The organism is Arthrobacter sp. CJL-S3 (assembly GCF_056711635.1).
The window spans coordinates 186,913-207,075 of sequence record NZ_CM160046.1 but is presented as its reverse complement, the minus strand read 5'-3'; the positions used below and the strand labels follow the sequence as shown (position 1 = coordinate 207,075).

Sequence of the window (20,163 nt, the reverse complement as noted above, 5' to 3'; positions counted from 1 at the left end):
GTTCAGGCAGGGGCGGCCGCGGACATCGGGGCGGTGTCCACCGCGATTCCGGCGGGGCCGGCGTCGTCGAATTTCGCGTCGATGTGGACGACATCCCGGCCGGCGCGCTGCAGCAGGCTCGCCGCGGTGCCTGCCCGGTAGCCGGTGCTGCAGTGGACCCACAGTTTCCCGGCGGGCACGGAATCGAGCCGCCGCAGCAGTTCATGCAGCGGGACGTTGACCGCTCCGGCCACCCGCGAGGAGGCGAATTCGTCGGCCCGCCGCACGTCGACGACGGTGTCCCCGGGGGTCTTGCCCGCGAGCACGCCGTCCCAGCCCACGCGGGGGTAGGAGGCGAGGGCGGCGCGGGGCGCCAGGGTGTGCGGGTCCGTTCCGAGGGCGGCGTCCGGGGAGTCGATGCCGATCCGGGAAAGGTCGCGGATGGCCTTTTCCACGTCGTCGCGGGATCCCACGAGGGTCAGCTGCTCGCCCCAGGGCAGGATCCAGCCCAGGTAGGTGCTGAAGCTGGTGCCGTATTCGAAGCTGACGCTGCCCAGCAGGTGGTTGCTGGCGAAGGCCACGCGGCGGCGCAGGTCCACGACCCACTCGCCGCCCTCCAGCCGGCGCATCAGCTCGGCGGCGTCGAGGGACTCCGGCACGGCCAGGTCCGCCGGGCCGGGGCCGGCGGTGTTGGTGACCCCCATGTGGGCGTAATAGGAAGGGTAGGCCGTGAGGTTCGCGATGAGTTCCTGGACGAAGTGGTCCTCGTCCGGGTCCATGAGGGCGTGGTTGCTGGTGAGCTGTTCGCCGATGGTGGAGGATCCGGCGCCGCTGGCCGGGCCGGAGGAGCAGAAGGACCCGAACCCGTGGGTCGGGAACAGGGCGGCGTTGGGCGCGGCCTCTTCGACGAGTCGGTGCACGGAGGTGTACTGGTCATGCGTCAGGCCGAGGGTGTCCTCGGCGCCGACAAGGTCAGTGCGGCCGACCGAGCCGTAGAGCAGGCTTCCGCCGGAGAAAACGGCCTGCTGCCCGCCGTCGTCCACGATGAAGGACAGGTGGGTGTGGGTGTGGCCCGGGGTCGCGACGGCCTTGACCGTCAGCGCGCCGACCCGGACGGTCTGCCCGTCGGTGATCGGCTGCCGCTCGAATTTCACCGGGTCGGCGGCGTTCACGAGGTAGCTCGCGCCGTGCGCGCGGGCCAGTTCCAGGCCGCCGGTGAGGTAGTCGTTGTGGATGTGCGTCTCGGCGACGTGGGTGATGGTGACGCCGGCGTCGCGGGCGGCCGCATCGACGCGGTCCGTGTCCCGCTGCGGGTCAATGACCAGCGCCACGGAGCCGTCATGGACAAGATAGCTGCGGTCCCCGAGTTGGGTGGTCTCAATGACAACGACGTCCATGATTCACTCCTGGCTGGTCAGCGGACAACCGGCCGAGGGCCGCCGGCTGCACACACTCCATGATCAAACCCCCAGGGGTATAAACGCAACCCCTGATCCTGGCGGCAGCCCGGCGTCGCCCGGTGGCGTTGCCGGGCGGCCCGACCGGCGTCCCCCGGCGCTGCTACCGGGCGGGGTCGTCCTGCTGGTAGACGTCGGGAATTCCGTCCATGTCCGCGTCGACCTTCTCCGCTTCTTCGGCCTGGCGGTACTGCCGGTTCCGGGTCCGCAGCACCACCGTTGCCAGCAGGGCTGCCAGCACGGAGGCCGCGAGGATGCCCACCTTGGCGTGGTCGTCGTGGAGGCTGCCGTGGCCGAAGCTCAGCTCGGCGACCAGGAGCGAGACGGTGAATCCGATGCCGGCCAGCAGCGACACCCCGAAGACGTCGATCCACTTGAAGCTGTTATCCAGCCGGGCCTTGGTGACCTTGGTGAGCAGCCAGGTGGTGCCCATGATGCCGATCGGCTTGCCGAGGACCAGCGCCAAGATGATGCCGACAGCCACCGGGTCGGTCAGGGCCGATCCCAGTCCTTCCCAGCCGCCCACGGCCACACCCGCGGAGAAGAATGCGAAGATCGGGACGGCGACGCCGGCCGAGATCGGGCGGAAGCGGTGTTCGAAGACCTCCGCGAGGCCCGGACCGGCGTCCGGTCCGCCGCTTGCCTTGGAGCGCAGGACCGGGATGGCGAAGCCGAGCAGCACCCCTGCGACCGTGGCGTGGATCCCCGAGGCGTGGACGAGGGCCCACGTGACCGCACCCAGCGGCAGCAGAATCAGCCACGCGGCAGAAGCCTGGATTTTGAAGAAGCGCCGGTACTTGTGCGCCAGGTAGGTGTAGATACCCAGGGGAATCAGGGCCAGCAGCAGCGGCATCGGCTGCAGGTCACTGGTGTAGAAGACGGCGATGATGGTGATGGCGATCAGGTCGTCCACGACGGCCAGGGTCAGAAGGAAGATCCGCAGGGCGCTGGGCAGGTGCGAGCCGATGATGGCCAGCACGGCGACGGCGAAGGCGATGTCGGTGGCGGTGGGGATCGCCCAGCCGCGCAGGGTCTCCGGGCTTGCGAGGTTGACGACGGCGTAGATCACGGCCGGGATGGCGACGCCGCCGACGGCCGCGGCGACCGGAACGATCGATTTGTTCAGCTGCCGCAGGTCCCCGGCGATGAACTCGCGTTTGAGTTCGAGGCCGACCAGGAAGAAGAAGATCGCCAGCAGCCCGTCCGCCGCCCAGGCGCCCAGGCTCAGTTCCAGGTGCCAGGGTTCGTAGCCGAACTTGAAGTCCCGCAGGGCGAAGTAGCTCTCGGAAACCGGCGAGTTGGCCCAGATCAGGGCGATCACCGCGGCGGCCACGAGGAGGGCGCCGCCGACGGTTTCCTTGCGGAGGATCTCGCCGATCCGGAGGGATTCGGCGTAGCTGCCGCGGCCGAAGATGGTCAGACGCGGCCGGGTGGGAGGGGGTGTGGGGCTCATGCGGGGAGTCCTAAAATTTGGGTAGACAGAACTATGCCGACCAGACTTCCCGGCGCACCTGCAACCCAGTCTAGTGGGTCACGACATGGTACTGAACCGTTCGGCCTTGGCTTTGCTGCCCTGGACGATGATCTGGTCGTCGTCGTAGAGCACGGTTTGGGCCGTGGTGTGGCCCCAGGTGCCGCCGGGGCGTTTGACCGCCACAATGGTGATGCCGTACTTTTCCCGCAGTCCGAGGACGCCCAGCGGCCGGTCCCGGGCGGCGGAGGGCGGGCTGGTGCGGATCATGACAAAGTCGTCCTCGAATTCCACGTAGTCAAGGATCGAGCCCAGGACCAGGTGCGCGACGCGCTTGCCCATGTCGTGTTCGGGACGGATGACGTGCTCGACGCCGAGCTGGCCGAGGATCTCGGCGTGCGGTTCGCTGATGGCCTTCGCCCAGATCTGGGGACGCTGGAATTTCAGGATCCGGGATGTGGTCAGGATGCTGGCTTCGATGTCCGAGCCTATGCCGACCACGGCACGGTCAAATTCATGGACCGAGAGCTGGCGCAGCACCTCTTCCTTGGTGGAGTCGGCCCTGACCACGTGGGTGAGGCGCCCGTTGTAGGACTGGACGATTTCGTCGCTGGCGTCGATGCCGAGCACCTCGGTACCCTGCGCTTCCAGTTCCAGTGCCAGCGAGCCGCCGAAACGGCCGAGGCCGATGACCACCACGGAGGACGCCTTGTCACTGACGGCAGCGGAGTGGGACGAGAAGATGTTCCTAGCCAATGAGGGGCCTTTCCTTGGGGTACTCGTAGAGCAGGGGTCGTTCGCGCAGCGCCAGGGCTGCGCCCAGCGTGACCGGACCCAGCCTGCCGACGAACATGAGCATGATCAGCACGAGCTGACCGGCGGGCGGCATGCCGGCGGTGATGCCGGTGGACAACCCGACCGTGGCGAAGGCCGAAATGACCTCGAACAGGATCCGTTCCTGCCCGAAGTCGGTGATCAGCATCAGGAACATCGTGGAGCCGGTGACGAGGGCGATCGCCAGCAGCACCACGGTAATGGCCTGGCGGTGCACCGCACGGGACAGGCGCTTGCCGAAGATGTTCACGGCCGTTCCGCCCTGCAGCTCGGTGCTGAGGATGAAGAAGAGCACGGCGAACGTGGTGATTTTCAGGCCGCCGGCCGTACCGGCCGGGCCGCCGCCGATGAACATCATGATGTCCATGCCCAGCCAGGACACGGGGTTCATCTGGGCGATGTCGATGCTGTTGAAGCCTGCGGTGCGGGTAATGACGGACTGGAAAAAACCGGCCAGTATGCGCTCGGCCGGGTGGAGGCCGCCCAGGGTCGCCGGGTTGGCCCATTCGACGGCGGTAAGGAAGACGGTCCCTCCGGCGAGGAGGGTGCCCGAGCCAACGAGGACGAGCTTGGTGTTCATGCTCCAGTGGATGGGACGCCGGTACTGCCGACCCAGTTCGAAGAGGACCGGGAATCCGAGTCCGCCGATAATGACGGCGGCGGCGATCGGCAGGCAGATCCAGGGATCGCCGACGAACCCCATCAGGTTGTCCGAGTACAGGGCGAAGCCTGCGTTGTTAAAGGACGAGATGGAGTGGAACACGCCGTGCCAGACCGCCTCGCCCAGCGAGTAGCCGTACCCGGCCATAAAGCGGACCGTGAGGATCAGCGCCAGCGCTGCTTCCACCACCACGCTGATCCGCAGGACGCCGACCAGCACGCGGCGCACGTCACCGAAGCCGCTGCTTTTCGTCTCGGCGGCGGCGGATATCCGGGACTTCAGGCCCAGCCGGCGGGCAGTCAGGACCCCGAGCAGTGTGCCGAAGGACATCACGCCGAAGCCGCCGATCTGGATGAGGACCAGGATGACCACCTGGCCGAAACCGCTCCAGAAGACGGGGGTGTCCACGGTGATCAGGCCGGTGACGCAGACGGCGGAGGTGGCGGTGAACAGCGCCTCCAGCAGGCTGGCCCCGCCCCCGCTGGCCTTGGCCACCGGTAGCAGCAGCAGCCCGGTCCCGACGGCGACGGCAGCGGCGAAGCCCAGCACAATCACCTGGGCCGGGTGGCGCGGCGCGACCACGCGCAGGAACCGGGTGACGCCCGAAGCCAGGACACGCGGAACCTCGGGAACTTCGACTTGCATAGGCGCCACGCTACCACCGTGCGGCGGCCGCGCGTCCGTGGCTGACAGAGGTCAGCCGAGCAGAAGCTGCACGAGTTCGCGGCACTTCCGGTAGGCGGCGGCTTTCGGGTCGATCAGGGCGAAATGGTCGCCGGGGACCTTCAGGAACTGGACCGGGGCGCCGGCGGACTTGGCCGCCGCCGCGTAGGAATCGGACAGGCTGGCGGGGACATCGTCGTCGTCCGTGCCGTGGACGGCATAGACGGGGACCGCTAGCGGCACTGCGCTCATCGGGTCCGCGTACTTATGGCGTTTGGGGTATTTCTCGGAGGAGCCGCCCAGCAGGTTGCTGACCGCGCCGTTGCTGAGGTTCAGGCGTTCGGCTTCCGCGAGGTTGAGTACCCCGGACTGGCTGACGACGCCGGTCAGGTGCACCGCGCCGTCGTCGTCCCTGCGCAGCAGCTGGCGGTCCGCGTCCGGGGCGCCGAGCTGGGCGAGGCGGCCCCGTCCCGCAGCCCAGACCGCAAGGTGCCCGCCAGCGGAGTGTCCCAGCGCCACGACCCGGTCCAGCACGAGGCCATGTTCACCGGCGATGTCGCCGAGCTTGTCGATTCCGGCGAGCACGTCGGAGAAGGTGTGGGGCCAGCCGCCGCCGTTGCCGGCACGGCGGTACTCCAGGTTCCAGGCGGCCATGCCGTGCGCCGCGAGGTCCCTGGCCAGCGGTTCGCCGAGTTCCGCGCCGTACTGCGAGCGCCAGTAGCCGCCGTGGATGACCACTACCACGCCCTTGGTGACGGCGGCCTCCGGCAGGAAGAGCTCCCCCCACTGGCTGGGATCGTCGCCGTAGCTGTACCTATGCCGCTTCACAGTGTCCTCCTTGGGGCCCGGTGAACAGGCGGCGGTGACTGCCCCCAGGGTCACCGTCGCTGCGGCCGCGATCAAAGCCCGACGCCGCACATCAGCCATGTGAGGAGCCTACCTTGACCGCTGCGCGGCGCGGCGTAAGGCGGCACCGGCCCGGGTTGCCGGCCCGCGCGGGGGTGTCACCCCTCCGCCGTCGTACCCCGGCCGTAAGCTGGATGCATGGCGAGCAACTGGGATCGACTGGACCCGAAACTGCGCGAGTCCGTGCAGGAAAACGTGGAACTCTACGAGCGGGTGCGCCCTGCCCTGAAGCTGGTCACCCGCGAGGTCCTGCTGACGCTGCGGAGCATGCTCAAGGGCACCGAGGTGACGCCGCTGTTCGTTACCGGCCGCACCAAGACGGTCGAATCCTTCCGCGAGAAGATCTCCCGGATCGAGGAGCCGCTGGAACCGGGGGGCCCGCCGGTGCTGAAGTTCCCGGATCCGTTCCGGACCCTGAATGACATGGTGGGCATCCGGGTGATCACGAAGCTGCCGGCGGAAAACGCGGTGGTCGCCAATCTGATCAAGCGCCAGCGCCAGCTCTTTGACTGCCGCGGCGACCGCGAGAAGGACATCGGCTCCATCGAGTCGGGGACCTACGGCTACTCCAGCCGCCACCTGATCCTGCGGACCATCCAGAACGAGGCCGTCAAGGAGTACCAGCAGGCCTTCAACCCGGAGGTCCCGCCGAACGGCAGCTATTTCTTCGAATGCCAGATCCGCACCGTGTTCGCCCACGCCTGGAGCGAGATCGAGCACGACATCCGCTTCAAGGCCGAGGATCCGCGCGCCTGGACCCCGCACTTCGACCGCCAGTTCACCGCCACGGCAGCCATGCTGGAAACGGTGGAGGGGGCCTTTGCTGACCTGCACGAACGCTACGAGGAGGTCCGCAGCTACTGGGACATGGACGGCGAAGGCGCCGCGCAGCTCACCCCGAACCGGATCCGCGATGTCTGGCGCACGCTGCTGCCGCACGTGGACCGGAAAGTCGACGACGACTGGGGCTGGGCCGCCGAGCTGATGGCCGCCCACGGTCTGAACCAGACCATGCAGCTGGCCGGGCTGCTGAGCGCCAACCGGATCACCGAGGTCCGCAGGGCCCTGGACCACCGCTACTCCCCCGGCCCGGACCGGCTTCTCGATGACCTGCTGCTCTGGCAGTACGGCACCAAGCACATCGACCTCACCGCCGAACCGGCCGACGCCGTCCCGCACCCGCGGCGCGACAGCCTCCTGCGCCGGCTCAAGCAGATCGAGCGCTACCGGCTGACGCAGGGGTAGGGAACTGCTGCCCTAGAGTCCGGTTGGCTCCAGGCGTTCCTCGAGCACGTCCGCGGCTGAGTCCCCGGAGTCGACCAGCCGCACCCGGTAGGCGGCCTTGCCGGGAGTTTCCGTGACCGCCTCCACCAGTTCGGTCCCGCGGTAGAGCAGGCCCACGCCGTCGTCGGTGCAGTGGGTCTCCCCCAAGGTTCCGTCCGCCACCAGGCGGTGTACGAGCGGGCGGCGTGCGGCTTCTGAGTCGTAGTGGACCCCGTTGTCGTAGGGAAGCAGTCCCAGGCCGTTGTCCACCGCGCGCAGCTCGGGACCGAACGAGTCGGTGGTCCCGCCGTTGAACCAGCAGATCGACCCGGCCGAGACGCCGGCGAGCACCACCCCGGATTCCCAGACGCGCCGGAAGATCGCGTCCAGCCCATGGGCGCGCCAGACGGCGAGGAGGTTGACCACGGAGCCGCCGTTGACCCAGACGACGTCCTGGCCGAGCAGGTATTCCTCGACGTTGGCAACGTTGGGCATGGTGAACAGGTTCAGATGCGTGAGCTGGAAGCCGGCGACGCTCCCCGCTTCGCTGACCTCGTTGTTGAACCAGCGCTGGTCGCCGCTCGCGGTGCCGACGTGGGCGACCCTGGGCGCCCGCCCGGTGACCCCGGACAGGTCCACGGCGTGATGGACCAGCTTGTTGAACTCCAGGCGTGTCCGCGCCCCCGGTTGGTAGCCCCCGGAGGTCGCAAGGATGGTCGGACTTTCGGCAGCCATGATGGGGTACTCCTGGGTCGGGGACGAGCGGTCTCGCCATAGAGGCTACCCGCCCCCGTGGGAATGGCTGGCAGGATCCGCAAGCCGGCCCGCGCGGTTTCCCCACCTTTGAACAAGCGACGCCGGTACTCACCGGCGATTCGGCACGAAACGCGGGGCGCCGAGTTCAAAAGTGGGGAGATTCCGGCGTCGAGGGCGACCTCAGGCGAACCGTGCCAGGGGGTTCTGCAGCCGTCCGGCCATCTGCAGCCCGCCGGACGGGTCGGTCAGGTCCAGCATCTGCTGGTTGTTGCGCAGCTGCAGCCGGTTGAGGCAGGACAGCGGGAAGTCCGCGGCGAACAGCTCATGCCGGGCAAACTGGTCCGCGAGCCCGGGGTGCTTGCCCTGGTAGGTCCGCAGGACGGCCGCGGCGGTTCGCCAGAATTCCTCGCCGCTGAGCTGGCCGTCTTCCTCCAGCAGCGCGCTGAGGAACCGGAAGATGCAGTCGAAGACGTCGGTGAAGATGGCTAGGACTTTCTCCTCGTCCGGGATCTCGGCCTTGATCCTGGCTATCTCGTCGGGCAGTTCCAGGCGGTCACCCATGACGACGATCTCCTCGGCGATGTCCTTCATCACGGCACTGACCGGGACACCGTTCTCCAGGATCAGGATGACGTTCTCGCCGTGCGGCATAAAGGCCAGCTCGTAGGCATAGAGGCAGTGAACGAGCGGGACGAGGTAGGCCTCGAAGTACCGGCGCAGCCACTCCGCAGGCTCCAGTCCGGAACGCGCGATCAGCGCGGACACCACCGGTTTTCCCGCAGCGTCGACGTGCAGAAGGGACGCCATGGTGGCCACTTGCTGCCCGTCAGCCAGCAGCGGCAGCGGGCTTTCCCGCCACAGCGCTGACAGCATCTTCCGGTACGGCGACTCCTTCGCCGCCGCGGCTTCGTAGTAGCCGTTGTGGTAACCGATGGCGGCTACCTCGCGGATGAGTTTCAGCTCGCACTGCTGGAGGGTGGCATCGCTGAGGATCAGTCTCTGGAGCCAGTCGTTGATCGCGGGGGTGGCCTTCATGTACTGCGGCGACAGCCCGCGCATGAAGCCCATGTTCAGCACGGACATGGCCGTCTTGACGTAGCACTTCTCCGGCGAGACCGTGTTGAAAAACGTCCGGATGGACTGCTGGGCCTGATAGCTGTCCGCCCCGATCCCGAGATGCACAATGTGCCGGTGCGCCAGTTCCGCGGCGAACGTCACGGAGAGCTTGTTGTCCCATTGCCACGGGTGGACCGGCATCAGGAAGTAGTCGGCCGGGTCCAGGCCAACGGCGCAGAGCTCGGCGTCGAAGTAAGCGACGGCGGCCGTCCCCAGCTCGGCGTCGAGGTGGTCGCGGTAACCCAGGCCCTCCGCGGACGTGAAGACGGCTTTGGTCCGGTGCGCCGCGATCCACTCCAGCTGCACTGGGGCTCCCGCCTCCGGGGCGAACGCACGGTAGTCCGCGATCCCGAAGCCTAGCCGGCCGTTGTTGGCCACGAAGCAGGGATGGCCTTCGGTCATGCTCCGTTCGATGGTCTGGAAATCGATGGCGGCGTCGGCCCCGGCGGTCACGCCTGCCGCCAGTTCCGCGGCCGAGGGCTGGCCGCGCCACTGCTTGTACGCGTGGCTGGAGAGTGTGCTGCTGATTTCCTCGAGGTAGACCGGGAGCATCTCCTCGCGGATTCCAAGGGTGTCCCGGAACTCGGTGATGAAGCGCAGGGCATCAAGCTCAGCCCCCGGCCCCGCGGGACATGCCCATTCTTCAGCCCCTGGCGTGGGCATGTCGGGATATGCCCGCGCCTCGACGCGGCGGATGGACATGTCCGCGATGGACCAGTGGTCCAGCTCGAGACTCCGCGCGGTGAAGCGGTACTCGACGGCGCCGTCGTCGCTGGTGACGCGGTAGTGGGCGGGATCCCGGGGATCCGCCGGAACGGCCCGGCCCTGTGCACCAGGTCCCGACGGGCCCCCCGCCCTTTCGGGCGTGGGGTCCGGCGGGAGCAGTTCCGGCGTGAGGATCCGTTCGTGCGAGAACTCGGCGAGCGCCTTGCGGATGACATGCCGGTTGGCGGCGGCCCAGCGTTCCGGGGTCAGGTGGGCGGTGGCGGTGGCGGTGCCGGCGCTCAGGACGGATTCGAGGTCAGCGATGGTCATAGCGGTGCTCCCTGGCGGGTCGGGGACGAATGAAGCTCAAGGCGGGCGGCATGGAAGCCTTCCCGGGTGCAGAAACTGAGCAGGGCCTGCTTCCCGGGCAAGGCCACCTCCCCGGCGGGCAGGAAACCCAGCCGGGCGTTGAGGAGGTGGATTTTGGTGTTGCGTGCGTCGGGTTCCACGACGATGCGGTCCACTCCCGGGCCGGCGAACAGCCGCTCCAGGACGGCGTCCATCACCCTCGTGGTGTAGCCGGGCCGGGGCGGACCGGCCGGCGGGGCGACCAGCAGGTGCATCCCGAGGTCACCCGGCCGGACGGCATACACGTCGGCCAGCGGCGATGATTCCGGCAGGTACGCCTCCGTCAGGAAGGCGGGGACGCCGTCGTCGAGCCCCAACAGCGCGTGGTGGTGGCCGCTGGACTGGATCCTCGAATACTCCTCCACCACGTCCTCAACGGTGCTGGCCAGCATGTCCCAGAAGGTGGCGTACGGATGGGTCACCCACGAGTGGAGGACCGGCGCGTCGGCCAAGGGGTCCAGGCTGCGGAAGGTGAGGCTCATGCCGGCACCCCCGCCGCTGCGCGGACAGCGCCGGGCGCGGCGTCCTGCCGCACTGCCTCCGGAGGCGGCCCGAACTGCTGGAACGCGATGCTGCGCTCCACCGGATAGACCTCGCGGCCGGTGATTTCCCGCAGGATGCAGGAGTTGCGGTACGCGGCCATGCCCAGGTCCGGGGTGACGAAGCCGTGGGTGTGCAGTTCCGCGTTCTGGACGAAGATCTCCCCGGGTTCGACGCCGGTGCTGTAGTTGCGGTCCACGGCGAACCTGCCGCTGCTGTCCCGCGCGATCCGGTGCTGCACGCCGGCCAGGAACTCCGGCTCGCGGTAGCTGTAGCCGGTGGCGAGCACCACGGCTTCGGTCTCCAGCGCAAAGTCGGCGCCCGTTTCCTCGTGCCGCAGCTGCAGGGTGTGCGACGCCGACACCGGGTCCCAGGCCGCGCCGGTGAGCGCCGAGTGGGTCAGCAGCCGGGTGTCCACCATCCCGGCGAGGCTCTTGGTGTAGAGGAGGTCGTAGATGGCGTCGATCAGCTCCGCGTTGATGCCTTTGTAGAGGTTCTTCTGGCTCCTGACCAGGCCGTCGCGCTTCTCCTGCGGCAGGGCGTGGAAGTAGTCCACATATTCGGGCGACGTCATCTCCAGCGTCAGCTTGGTGTACTCGAGCGGGAAGAACCGGCCGGAGCGGGTGACCCAGTCCAGTCGGTAGCCGTGGACGTCGATCTCCTGCAGCAGCTCGTAATAGATTTCAGCGGCGCTCTGGCCGCTGCCGACAATCGTGATGCTCCGCCGGCGCTGCAGTTCGCCTTTCCGCAGCAGGTAATCGGCGTTGTGCAGGACCAGTCCCCCGGCGCCCACGACGCCGCCGCAGGCCGCCGGAACATAGGGCGAAGTGCCGGTGCCCAGGACCAGCCGCCGCGCGTGCAGCACCCCGGGACCATCCGGGCCGTCCACCGCCAGGCGGTACACGCCGTCGTCGTGGCTGATCCCCCGGACGTCCGTGCCGAACCGGACCGAATCCAGCTGGCCCGCCACCCACTGGCAGTACTGGTTGTACTCGGCACGCAGCGGGTAGACGTTTTCCCGGATGTAGAAGCGGTACAGCCGTCCCGTCTGCTTCAGGAAGTTCAGGAACGAATTCGGCGACGTCGGGTCCGCCAAGGTCACCAGGTCGGCCATAAATGGCACCTGCAGGTGGGCCGGTTCTAGCATCATGCCGGGGTGCCAGTCAAAGGATTCCCTGCGTTCTAGGAAGACGCCGTCCAGCCCGTCGACGGGTTCGCTCAGCGCCGCGAGGCCAAGGTTGAAGGGCCCGACGCCGATCGCGGCGAAGTCGTGGATCCGCGGCGGGGCGCCGGCGTTCATACGGACACCTCCGCGGCGGCCTGCAGCGATGCCCCGGTGGTCCGGAGCAGCTCGATAATGCTTTGGACGTCCTCCACGCCTGCCTCCGCGTTGAGCAGGGTGAACTTCAGGTAGTGCCGGCCTGCGACGGTGGTGCCGGCCACCACGGCCTCACCGGAGGCGAAGACGGCGGAGCGGACGTCCTGGTTGAGTCGGTCCGCGGCGTCCGGGGACAGCCGGCGCCCGTCCGGCCGGAGCGGGCGGTAGCGGAACACCAGGGTGCTGAGCTGCGGCGGGGCGGCGAGCTCAAAATCGGGATCGGAGGCCAGACTGGCACCCACGACCGAGGCCAGGTCAATGGCCCCGTCAAAGAGCGCCCCGAGCGCGTCGGCGCCCATGATCCGCAGCGTCAGCCAGAGCTTCAGGGCGTCAAAACGGCGGGTGGTCTGGATGCTCTTGTCCACCTGGTTGGGGCGGTCGACGGCGGCGGCCGGGTTCAGGTAGTCGGCGTGGAAGGTCACGTGCCGCAGCGTGGCCGCGTCCCGGACCAGCAGGGCACTCGAGCTGACCGGCTGGAAGAAGGTCTTGTGGAAGTCGACGGTGACCGAGTCCGCACGGTGGACGCCGTCGAGCAGGTGCCGGTGCCGCCCGGAGACCATCAGCCCGCCGCCGTAGGCCGCGTCGACGTGGAACCAGGCGCCGTGCCCGCGGGCCGCCGCGGCCAGCTCGTCCAGCGGATCAATGGCCCCGAAGTCGGTGGTCCCGGCCGTGGCCACCACCGCCATGGGGATGAGGCCGTCGTTCCGGGCCCGTGCCAGTTCCGCGGCGAGCGCCTCCGGATCCATCCGGTGGTCCTGCCCGCAGCGTACGGACACGACGGCGTCGTACCCGAGCCCCAGCATGGCCGCTGACTTGCGGATGCTGAAGTGGCTGTCCGCGGAGGTGAAGATCCGCAGCTTCTCATGGAGGGAAGGCAGCCGGAGCCCGTCGTGTTCCGGGTCCAGTTTCATCCATTCCACGGTCTGGTTCCGGGCCAGCAGCAGGGCCTGGAAATTGGACTGGCTCCCGCCCGAGGTAAAGACACCGTCCGCGGAATCGCCCAGCCCGAGCCGCCCGGCGGCCCAGGAGATGAGCCGCCGTTCGATCATGGTGGCGCCCGCGCTCTGGTCCCAGGTGTCCATCGAGGAATTCACGGCGGACAGGACTGCCTCGGCAACGAGGGCCGGGATCACCACGGGACAGTTCAGGTGCGCCGCGTACTTGGCGTCGTGGAAATAGACGGCGTCCCGGAGGTAGACCTCCTCCAGTTCCTCGAGGGCAGCCGCCGTATCCCCCAGCGGAACTCCCAGGTCCACGCCATCGACGCGGCGTTTCAGCTCGCCGGGGGTGGCCCCGGTAAACGGGCGCGTGCAACCAGAGACCTTGGCGGCGACCGCCGTGACGCCCCTGAGCACCTCGGCCGTGTAGCCGGCGGCGTTGCGGCCGTTGAAGAGGTGGGCGGTGGCATTTTGCACCAGCCGCGCCGGGGAACCGGTGCCGGGCTGGATGCCGGCCAACGTGCCGGTCAGTGTGCCGGTAGGCACGGGGTGAACATCCACAGGGGTTACGGGCGCCACAGAGGAATCCTTCGTTTGACGTCAGACAGCATCGACTAAGCTAACCCTTACTTAGGCAAGCCTTAACGTCAAACTAGTGTGACTTAATTCCCCTGAGGCGGTAATTCGTTGACTGGTGGACGGTGCGTGCGGCTACCGGTGGGCGTAGGTGAGGCAATCGGCGTTGTCGACACCCGGACCCACATGCACCTCGGCGGCCTTGCACATCAGGTGGTCATTGTGGGTGCATTCGGAACGCTGGCAGGCACCGACGTCGGCGAGCACCTTGGGCAGCCCTCCGTGCACGCCGATATCGATGAAGGTGGCGCAGGAGGCGTGATCCTCGGCGCCCCCGACGGTGATGGCGGCGGCGTTGCAGTTGGAGTGGTCGTTGAAGGAGCAGTTGGTCACGCTGCAGTCGGCTACGTGCGTCGTCATGGGATGGTCCTCCGTGGTCCGGCCACCCGGGCTGGGCGGCTCCGTCTGTCCACGGTAGGCCGATCGGCGGCGAACAAAAAGACCCAATCGTGTGACCTAATGCCGCCGGAATGCAGCCTGCGCCCTATGCCCGGGGGTTCTGGAACCGTGCGACGTACTTCCGCTGCCACGGCGTCTCAACGGCGCCCTTGCGGTAGCGCGCCCGCACGAAGGCCACGGCTTCCGCGGGCGGAACGCCGTCCAGGACCGCAAGGCAGGCCAGGGCGGTGCCGGTCCGGCCGCGGCCGCCCCAGCAGGCCACCTCGACCCGCTCCGTCTCGGCCCGGCGCCAGGCCTCCATAAGCGCGTCCAGGGTGTCGACGTCGTCGGCGGGCAGGCGTAAATCCCGCCAGCGGACCCACCGGGAATCCCAGGGCACCGGGGCCGGGCGCCTTCCCAGCAGATAGAGGCCAAACTCGGGCCGCGGCCCGGCGGGAAACGGCAGGAGCAGCCCCCGGCCGCGGATCAGACGGCCGGAAGGAAGTTCCAGGACTCCGCCCTGTCCCGGATCCCAGGTCTGCGTCATGTTTCTGAGCGTAGACCTTCCGCCGGTAACCCGCACCGGCCGCGTTCCTGCCCGGTTACTACGAGGCCGCAGCCTGAAATCCCTGCAAATCCGGGCGGCTCGCCGTGGCTTCGCGGGTGCGGGCGGAAGTAACTGGGAAGAAGCGCAGCCTAGTGGCCGGCGAGCTTGCCGCCGAGGCGTTGGCGCATCAGGAGGCTGGCGTCATTGAGGCCCACGACGTCCACGCTCTTGCCGTGGTGCCGGTATTTTTCCGTGATGGCGTCCAGCGAAGCAATGGTGGAGGCGTCCCACAGGTGGCTGGCGTGCATATCGATGACCACGCGCTCGGGATCCAGCGCGTAGTCGAACTGTGTGTACAGGTCGTTGGAGGAGGCGAAGAACAGCTCGCCGTCCACTTTGTAGGTGGCGACCGCGATGCCGTCGACCTCTGCCACGCTGCGGTCCACGGTGACGAAGTGTGCCACGCGCCGGGCGAACATCACCATTGCCACGAGCACGCCGACCCCGACGCCGATCGCCAGGTTGTGGGTGGCGACGGTGACGACCACGGTGGCGACCATCACCAGGGTTTCGCTCTTGGGCAGGGCCTTGAGCGTGGACGGCCGGACGCTGTGCCAGTCGAAGGTGGCAACGGCAACGAAGATCATCACGGCCACCAGGGCGCCCATCGGGATGAGGGAGACGATGTCGCCGAGGACCACCACCAGGATGAGCAGGAAGATGCCGGCCAGGAACGTCGAGATCCGGGTCCGGGCGCCGGAAGCCTTGACGTTGATCATGGTCTGCCCGATCATTGCGCAGCCGCCCATGCCGCCGAAGAAACCGGTGACGATGTTCGCGATGCCCTGGCCCCAGGCCTCGCGGGTCTTGTGGGAGCGGGTGTCGGTGATGTCGTCGACGAGTTTCGCGGTCATGAGGGATTCGAGCAGCCCGACGAAGGCCATGGCAAGGGCGAATGGGAAAATCACCTGCAGCGTCTCGACCGTGAAGGGGACGTTCGGGATGAGCAGGGACGGCAGGGCATCGGGCAGTTCGCCCTTGTCCCCCACGGTCGGGACGGCGACGGCGGCGAACACCGTGATCAGGGTCAGCACCACGATCGCGACGAGCGGGGCCGGCACGGCCGTGGTGAGTTTCGGCAGTCCGAAGACGATCAGCAGCCCGACGGCCGTGAGCGGATAGACCAGCCAGGGGACACCGAGGAGTTCGGGCACTTGGGACAGGAAGATCAGGATCGCCAGGGCGTTGACGAAGCCCACCATCACCGAGCGGGGGATGAACCGCATGAGCTTCGCCACGCCGGAGAGCCCCAGGATGATCTGGAAGATGCCGGCCAGGATCACGGCGGCGATGAGGTAGTCCAGGCCGTGGGATTTCACCAGCGGAGCGATGACGAGGGCGACGGCGCCGGTGGCCGCGGAGATCATCGCCGGGCGGCCGCCGACGAAGGCGATCGTAACTGCCATGGTGAAGGATGCGAACAGCCCGATCCGCGGGTCCACGCCCGCGATGATGGAGAAGGCGATAGCCTCCGGGATGAGGGCCAGCGCAACGACGAGCCCGCCGAGAGCTTCGGTCTTCAGCCTCCGGGGGGACCGCAGGGTGCCGCGCACCGACTGGAGCTGCTCCGGGGTCGGAGTCGGGACAGGCCCGGCGGTTTTGGTGGCCATTGCTGGCTCCGTTCAGTCTCGGGAAGACGCGCCGCAGCGGCTTCGGCACTCAGCAACGGCAGGGCGACGTCGGCAGAAGGATGGGGACGCGACACCGCGCCGGAAAATGAGTCAGGTAAAGGTTCACCGGCCGGAAGCGGCCCCGGTTCGTCCTTCCCGTGCAACTTTACCGCGGGGGCCCCAGGGACGCCTGCCGCAAGCGAGACAGCAAACAAATCTGACATATGGGGACGGAGTTGTCACGGACTCGCCCGTCCTGTTAGTCCCGAAGCCGCGCGATCAGCGTCGCGACGGCCTGTTCGGCGAGCGCCTCGACTTCCGCCGTCCCGGCAGTTCCCGGCGCCAGGACGTCGACACCGTGCGGCTGCAGGGTGTCCGAGAAAACCAGCAGGGCCACGCCGCGCTCGGCTAGTTCCGCCATCGCCTCGAGGTCGACGGCGGTGCGGTCCGCCGGCACGGAGCCGAGGATGACGGCGTCGGCACCGCCGGAGAGCATGAACTGCCACCAACTGTCTCCCACCAGGATGACCGGCTGGTAGCCGTGCCGTGGCAGGATCCTGGCGGCCGCCGTCGCGAGCGCGCGGTCCCAGTTATCGTCGAGGTCGGTGATGGCCACAGCCACGACGTCGGTGCGTCCGCGCCGCATCCCGCGGGCGGCCCTGTTGGGCACGTACCCGAGTTCGCGGGCCGCGGCATGGACACGGTCCTGGGTGGGCTGGCTGATCCGGGTGTTTCCGCCGGGGCGGCCGGAAAGCACGTAGGAGACCGTGGTCAGGGACACGCCTGCCGCCTCAGCGACGTCGCGGATGGTGGGCTTGGATCCGTGCCGCAGTGATGACTCCCGGGTACTTAACCCCCGCGGATTCGCGGCGGTTGCTGAAAACTTACTCTGGGCGCTCGACGCCCAGTGTGAACTCTAGCCCGCGGGTAGGTTCTTGGTGAACGCCAGCGGGCCGATGGTTCCCGCCGTCCGCGGACAGGTCAAACTGGGCCTCGTCCAAGTGACGCAGTGGGACAAAATCTTCGCACTCCGGCCTGTCTGGCCTAGATTGCTTAACAAGCCCGCAGATCACAGGAGGCGTAGATCCGATGGCAGAAGACAGATACACGACCGAACGGGACACTTTCGGCCGGCTCCTGGCGGACCGCGAGGTCTGGCGGCAGGCAGGCACCATCCCCGCGGCGGGCGAACTGACCGCGCGCTGGCTGGAAGGCCGGAGCGAGTACCAGCCGGGAACCTTCGCCCCGAGCATCGACGACGAGACGACGGCCATCGCCGGCGAGCTCGCGGAGCTGAACCGGCGCGGGCTCTTTACTAAGGAATCCCAACCCGGCGTGCTCGCAGAGGGGCACTCGCAGCGCGCCTACGTGACGGGATTCTGCAGCGTGGAGTCAGCGGCCGCGCTCCTGGCGCTGTCCGGCCGGACCGATCTGGTGACCGTCGCCCACGCTCCCGGCGAAGCGAGCCAGTCTTCCATCCCCGTCACCCTGCAGGACGGCGAAGTGGCGACCGTGCTGGGCAGCAGCGAAGGCCCGGCCGGCGAAGATCAGCTCCGGGACTGGTCCGAGGAGGCGAACGACACCCTCGCCCTGCTGCTGGCCGACTCCTGGTACGTGGAGGTCTTCGACCCGGTGTGGGGACGGAACGGACTGCTCCTGCCGGCAGTACTCACGGCGCTGACCGGCGTGGAGGCGGGCGGCTAGGGCGAATTCCAGCGGGTGCTGCCCGGCTCCTGGTCCGGGCTACGCCACGTCGTTTAGCCGTCGCAGGTGCAGCGCTGATCCTGGGGAACATCGGCCATGACCGAGTCGACGTGCTCGCCGCAGCCGGCCCAGGTGATTTTTCCACAACGATTACAACGAACTGCAGCGCACATAGGAACTCCAATTTCGGGGTGCCGCGGGTGCCGCACCTGATACAACAATAATACCCCATAGGGTATATTGAAATGGTTCCCGGCTGCAGGGGCTGCGCCCGGAAGCCCCGAAGGATCATCATGAACACGCAGGAACGGCCGGAAGGCTTGACGCCGGACCAGGCCAACGGGCCCGGACACATCACCGTCTCGGCCCCGCCCGGACTGGCCAATCAGCGTCTCCAGCGCCGCGTGATCTCCATCCTCGTCGGCGGCCAGATCCTTGGCGGCATCGGCATGGGGGCGACGCTTTCCCTCGGATCCCTGCTGGCAGCACAGCTCTCCGGGTCCAACGCGTGGTCCGGCATGGCTGCCACGATGAGCACCCTCGGCGCCGCCTTCGCCGCCGTCCCCCTGGCCCGGCTGGCCCAAGCCCGCGGCCGGCGGATCTCACTCTCCACCGGGGCCCTGATTGCCGGCGCGGGAGCCGTCACGGCGATCACCTCAGCCGCCCTCGGCGTCTTTCCGCTGCTGCTGCTGGGCCTCATGCTCCTCGGTGCGGGCTCTGCCGTGAATCTTCAGGCGCGATTCGCCGCCACCGATCTTGCCCGACCCGGGTCCCGGGGCCGGGACCTCTCAACCGTGGTGTGGTCCACCACGATCGGCGCCGTCCTGGGACCGAACCTCTTCGGCCCCGGCGAGACCGTCGGCGCCGCCCTCGGCCTGCCCCCACTGACAGGCGCGTTCGCTTTTTCCGTGGCCGCCCAGCTTGCGGCCGCCGTCGTGTATGCGACCGGCCTGCGGCCAGACCCCCTCCTCACCGCCATGGCCTCCCGCGTGCCCGACTTGGAAGCACCCCAGCCCAAGAGCGGCTTGCGGATTCTGCGAAGCAACCCGAGGGCGCGGTATGCGGTGGCCGCCGTCGCCCTCAGCCACGCCACGATGGTGGCGCTCATGTCGATGACCCCCGTGCACCTGCGCGACCATGGGGCCAGCCTCACCGTAGTGGGCCTGACGATCAGCCTGCACATCGCCGGCATGTACGCCTTGTCCCCCGTTTTCGGCTGGATGGCGGACAAGGCCGGGCGGCTGCCCACCATCCTGCTGGGCCAGGGCATGCTGCTGGTTTCACTGGTGCTGGCGGGCGTCGCGCCGGATTCCGGCACCGCCGTGACCGCGAGCCTGATCCTGCTGGGGCTGGGCTGGTCCGCTTCGGTGGTTGCCAGCTCCGCCCTGGTGGCCGAGTCGGCCCATGTGCAGGACCGGCCGGCGATCCAGGGCGTTTCGGACCTGAGCATGAACGCGGCAGGGGCGACCGGCGGCGCGCTGGCCGGCCCGGTACTGGCCGCCGTCGGGTATTCCGGGCTCGGCTTCCTCTCGATCGGCCTGGTGGTCACGGTGATCATCTGGACCGCCCTGCAGTCACGACGCCCCAACCCAAACCGGGAACAGCCATGACCGTCAGCAGCGACCCCGAAGACCACGTCCGCCCGGGCACGGCCAAGGCACCCGTGGGCCGCGCCCGCGTCCGTCAGCTCCCCCAGGTACTCCGCAGCTGGTCCCGGCCGCGCGTGGCCGCGGCCGTCGTCGCGGCTGGCCTCGCCGCGGTCTTCCTGCTGGTCGCCAACGGCATGGTCGCCGGCACCGGCACCGGCTGGACGGGCTGCGCTCTGGTGGGTGCGGGCTCGGTCCTGGCCGGCGTCCTGGTGGGCAGCTACGTGAACGCGCCGATCGGGGCGGCGGCCACGCTGTGCGATCTGCGCTGGCCCGTTCTGGGCCTCTTCGGCGCGGTGTGGGCGAGTTCGACGAGGGAGGCACTCCCGGCAGCCCAGATCGCTGTCGGCTTCCTGTCCCTGAGCGTGATGGCGTGGGCCCTGCACGGCCGGCTGGAGCTGGAGCGCAAGGTCACGCTGGGCCGCAGCGGATCGCCGGATGCCGACGTCGACGTCTGCACCGACTGCCGCCCGCTGTTCCCCGCCAAAACGCTGCCCCGGGACTGAC

General features: G+C 68.4%; 18 protein-coding genes. 4 read left to right on the top strand and 14 right to left on the bottom strand.

The window, feature by feature from the left end; genetic code table 11:
• Nucleotides 1-2 precede the first annotated feature (2 nt).
• From AC06G6_RS00995 to AC06G6_RS00975, 5 genes are all read right to left on the bottom strand, one after another.
• Entirely contained in the window at nucleotides 3-1,376 is a 1,374-nt protein-coding gene (locus AC06G6_RS00995) for an MBL fold metallo-hydrolase (protein ID WP_479825516.1), read from the bottom strand.
• Nucleotides 1,377-1,539: 163 nt separating this feature from the next.
• Nucleotides 1,540-2,889 carry a Na+/H+ antiporter NhaA gene (gene nhaA / locus AC06G6_RS00990; protein WP_479825514.1) on the bottom strand — a complete coding sequence of 450 codons (1,350 nt, stop codon included), beginning with the start codon at nucleotides 2,887-2,889 and terminating at the stop codon, nucleotides 1,540-1,542.
• 78 nt (nucleotides 2,890-2,967) lie between these two features.
• Complete coding sequence (locus tag AC06G6_RS00985) at nucleotides 2,968-3,663, bottom strand: potassium channel family protein (protein WP_479825512.1); 696 nt, start codon at nucleotides 3,661-3,663, stop codon at nucleotides 2,968-2,970.
• A complete protein-coding gene (locus tag AC06G6_RS00980; RefSeq protein ID WP_479825510.1) occupies nucleotides 3,656-5,047 on the bottom strand; it encodes a TrkH family potassium uptake protein in 1,392 nt (463 codons plus the stop codon). The genes AC06G6_RS00985 and AC06G6_RS00980 overlap by 8 nt, the downstream gene beginning before the upstream one ends.
• 51 nt (nucleotides 5,048-5,098) lie before the next feature.
• Nucleotides 5,099-5,893: an alpha/beta hydrolase fold domain-containing protein gene (locus tag AC06G6_RS00975; protein WP_479828796.1), complete on the bottom strand. Its 795-nt coding sequence runs from the start codon at nucleotides 5,891-5,893 to the stop codon at nucleotides 5,099-5,101.
• Between the two features lie 216 nt (nucleotides 5,894-6,109).
• Between AC06G6_RS00975 and AC06G6_RS00970 the strand changes: the two genes are divergently transcribed.
• Nucleotides 6,110-7,216, top strand: a complete 1,107-nt coding sequence (locus tag AC06G6_RS00970) for a GTP pyrophosphokinase (protein WP_479825508.1) — start codon at nucleotides 6,110-6,112, stop codon at nucleotides 7,214-7,216.
• Between the two features lie 12 nt (nucleotides 7,217-7,228).
• Here AC06G6_RS00970 and AC06G6_RS00965 read toward each other — a convergent pair whose 3' ends face one another.
• From AC06G6_RS00965 to AC06G6_RS00925, 9 genes are all read right to left on the bottom strand, one after another.
• Nucleotides 7,229-7,969, bottom strand: coding sequence for a Type 1 glutamine amidotransferase-like domain-containing protein (locus AC06G6_RS00965; protein ID WP_479825506.1), 741 nt, complete (start codon nucleotides 7,967-7,969; stop codon nucleotides 7,229-7,231).
• A gap of 201 nt (nucleotides 7,970-8,170) precedes the next feature.
• Nucleotides 8,171-10,141, bottom strand: a complete 1,971-nt coding sequence (locus AC06G6_RS00960; RefSeq protein WP_479825504.1) for an IucA/IucC family protein — start codon at nucleotides 10,139-10,141, stop codon at nucleotides 8,171-8,173.
• Entirely contained in the window at nucleotides 10,138-10,701 is a 564-nt protein-coding gene (locus AC06G6_RS00955) for a GNAT family N-acetyltransferase (protein WP_479825502.1), read from the bottom strand. Before AC06G6_RS00955 ends, AC06G6_RS00960 begins: the two co-directional genes overlap by 4 nt.
• Nucleotides 10,698-12,059 (bottom strand): lysine N(6)-hydroxylase/L-ornithine N(5)-oxygenase family protein, encoded by a 1,362-nt coding sequence (locus AC06G6_RS00950; RefSeq protein WP_479825500.1) that lies wholly within the window; start codon nucleotides 12,057-12,059, stop codon nucleotides 10,698-10,700. The genes AC06G6_RS00955 and AC06G6_RS00950 overlap by 4 nt, the downstream gene beginning before the upstream one ends.
• Complete coding sequence (locus AC06G6_RS00945) at nucleotides 12,056-13,621, bottom strand: pyridoxal phosphate-dependent decarboxylase family protein (RefSeq protein ID WP_479825498.1); 1,566 nt, start codon at nucleotides 13,619-13,621, stop codon at nucleotides 12,056-12,058. Before AC06G6_RS00945 ends, AC06G6_RS00950 begins: the two co-directional genes overlap by 4 nt.
• A 165-nt stretch (nucleotides 13,622-13,786) precedes the next feature.
• A complete protein-coding gene (locus tag AC06G6_RS00940) occupies nucleotides 13,787-14,071 on the bottom strand; it encodes a DUF1540 domain-containing protein (RefSeq protein WP_479825496.1) in 285 nt (94 codons plus the stop codon).
• A gap of 124 nt (nucleotides 14,072-14,195) precedes the next feature.
• Complete coding sequence (locus tag AC06G6_RS00935; RefSeq protein WP_479825494.1) at nucleotides 14,196-14,636, bottom strand: protein-tyrosine phosphatase family protein; 441 nt, start codon at nucleotides 14,634-14,636, stop codon at nucleotides 14,196-14,198.
• Nucleotides 14,637-14,785: 149 nt separating this feature from the next.
• On the bottom strand, nucleotides 14,786-16,306 hold the full coding sequence (locus AC06G6_RS00930) for a SulP family inorganic anion transporter (RefSeq protein WP_479825492.1): 1,521 nt from the start codon (nucleotides 16,304-16,306) through the stop codon (nucleotides 14,786-14,788).
• Between the two features lie 259 nt (nucleotides 16,307-16,565).
• Nucleotides 16,566-17,087, bottom strand: coding sequence for a LacI family DNA-binding transcriptional regulator (locus AC06G6_RS00925; protein WP_479825490.1), 522 nt, complete (start codon nucleotides 17,085-17,087; stop codon nucleotides 16,566-16,568).
• A 308-nt stretch (nucleotides 17,088-17,395) separates the two neighbouring features.
• Between AC06G6_RS00925 and AC06G6_RS00920 the strand changes: the two genes are divergently transcribed.
• The 3 genes from AC06G6_RS00920 (at nucleotide 17,396) to AC06G6_RS00910 (ending at nucleotide 20,162) form a co-directional block, all read left to right on the top strand.
• The gene (locus tag AC06G6_RS00920) at nucleotides 17,396-18,010 is read left to right on the top strand and encodes a DUF6919 domain-containing protein (RefSeq protein WP_479825488.1); all 615 of its coding nucleotides are present in this window, start codon (nucleotides 17,396-17,398) and stop codon (nucleotides 18,008-18,010) included.
• A gap of 293 nt (nucleotides 18,011-18,303) precedes the next feature.
• A complete protein-coding gene (locus AC06G6_RS00915; protein WP_479825486.1) occupies nucleotides 18,304-19,620 on the top strand; it encodes an MFS transporter in 1,317 nt (438 codons plus the stop codon).
• Nucleotides 19,617-20,162: a hypothetical protein gene (locus AC06G6_RS00910; RefSeq protein WP_479825484.1), complete on the top strand. Its 546-nt coding sequence runs from the start codon at nucleotides 19,617-19,619 to the stop codon at nucleotides 20,160-20,162. The genes AC06G6_RS00915 and AC06G6_RS00910 overlap by 4 nt, the downstream gene beginning before the upstream one ends.
• The last annotated feature ends 1 nt before the right edge of the window (nucleotide 20,163 follow it).

Excerpts from the sequence above, each read along its gene's own strand:
- AC06G6_RS00995 (WP_479825516.1), bottom strand. The coding sequence starts at position 1,376 with ATGGACGTCGTTGTCATTGAGACCACCCAACTCGGGGACCGCAGCTAT.
- nhaA (WP_479825514.1), bottom strand. The coding sequence starts at position 2,889 with ATGAGCCCCACACCCCCTCCCACCCGGCCGCGTCTGACCATCTTCGGC.
- AC06G6_RS00980 (WP_479825510.1), bottom strand. The coding sequence starts at position 5,047 with ATGCAAGTCGAAGTTCCCGAGGTTCCGCGTGTCCTGGCTTCGGGCGTC.
- AC06G6_RS00970 (WP_479825508.1), top strand. The coding sequence starts at position 6,110 with ATGGCGAGCAACTGGGATCGACTGGACCCGAAACTGCGCGAGTCCGTG.
- AC06G6_RS00965 (WP_479825506.1), bottom strand. The coding sequence starts at position 7,969 with ATGGCTGCCGAAAGTCCGACCATCCTTGCGACCTCCGGGGGCTACCAA.
- AC06G6_RS00960 (WP_479825504.1), bottom strand. The coding sequence starts at position 10,141 with ATGACCATCGCTGACCTCGAATCCGTCCTGAGCGCCGGCACCGCCACC.
- AC06G6_RS00955 (WP_479825502.1), bottom strand. The coding sequence starts at position 10,701 with ATGAGCCTCACCTTCCGCAGCCTGGACCCCTTGGCCGACGCGCCGGTC.
- AC06G6_RS00950 (WP_479825500.1), bottom strand. The coding sequence starts at position 12,059 with ATGAACGCCGGCGCCCCGCCGCGGATCCACGACTTCGCCGCGATCGGC.
- AC06G6_RS00940 (WP_479825496.1), bottom strand. The coding sequence starts at position 14,071 with ATGACGACGCACGTAGCCGACTGCAGCGTGACCAACTGCTCCTTCAAC.
- AC06G6_RS00935 (WP_479825494.1), bottom strand. The coding sequence starts at position 14,636 with ATGACGCAGACCTGGGATCCGGGACAGGGCGGAGTCCTGGAACTTCCT.
- AC06G6_RS00930 (WP_479825492.1), bottom strand. The coding sequence starts at position 16,306 with ATGGCCACCAAAACCGCCGGGCCTGTCCCGACTCCGACCCCGGAGCAG.
- AC06G6_RS00920 (WP_479825488.1), top strand. The coding sequence starts at position 17,396 with ATGGCAGAAGACAGATACACGACCGAACGGGACACTTTCGGCCGGCTC.
- AC06G6_RS00915 (WP_479825486.1), top strand. The coding sequence starts at position 18,304 with ATGAACACGCAGGAACGGCCGGAAGGCTTGACGCCGGACCAGGCCAAC.
- AC06G6_RS00910 (WP_479825484.1), top strand. The coding sequence starts at position 19,617 with ATGACCGTCAGCAGCGACCCCGAAGACCACGTCCGCCCGGGCACGGCC.